Origin of the sequence: Bilifractor sp. LCP21S3_A7, from assembly GCF_052118825.1 — a bacterium.
Lineage (GTDB): Bacteria > Bacillota > Clostridia > Lachnospirales > Lachnospiraceae > Bilifractor.
In genome coordinates this window covers 1-586 of the sequence record NZ_JBQKGL010000033.1, presented here as the reverse complement: position 1 = coordinate 586, position 586 = coordinate 1, and the positions used below count along the sequence as shown (strand labels likewise).

Genomic DNA, 586 nt, shown 5'->3' with positions numbered 1-586 from the left:
TACAACAAACAGCTGTGTAGCCGTTATGGAAGGTGGAAAACCCACCGTTATCGCGAACGCGGAAGGAAGCCGTACGACCCCGTCCGTTGTCGCGTTCACAAAGACAGGAGAGCGTCTGGTAGGCGAGCCGGCAAAGCGTCAGGCAGTTACAAACGCCGATCACACGATTTCATCGATCAAGCGTCACATGGGCTCCGATTACAGAGTTACCATTGACGGCAAGAGCTATACTCCGCAGGAGATCTCCGCAATGATTCTGCAGAAGCTGAAGAGCGACGCGGAAGGCTATCTGGGAGAAAAGGTCACAGAGGCCGTTATCACCTGCCCGGCATATTTCAATGACGCACAGCGTCAGGCGACAAAGGACGCCGGCAAGATCGCCGGACTTGATGTAAAGCGTATCATCAACGAGCCGACAGCGGCGGCGCTGGCTTACGGCCTGGACAATGAGAACGAGCAGAAGGTTATGGTATACGATCTCGGCGGCGGCACCTTCGATGTGTCCATCATCGAGATCGGCGACGGAGTCATCGAGGTACTGGCTACCGCCGGCAATAACCATCTGGGCGGCGACGACTTTGATAAG

Annotated in this window: 1 protein-coding gene; it reads left to right on the top strand. The window is 55.6% G+C overall.

The window, feature by feature from the left end:
* On the top strand, nt 1-586 hold a 586-nt coding region (locus tag ACTQ1O_RS14050; RefSeq protein WP_441487793.1), incomplete at both ends, for an Hsp70 family protein.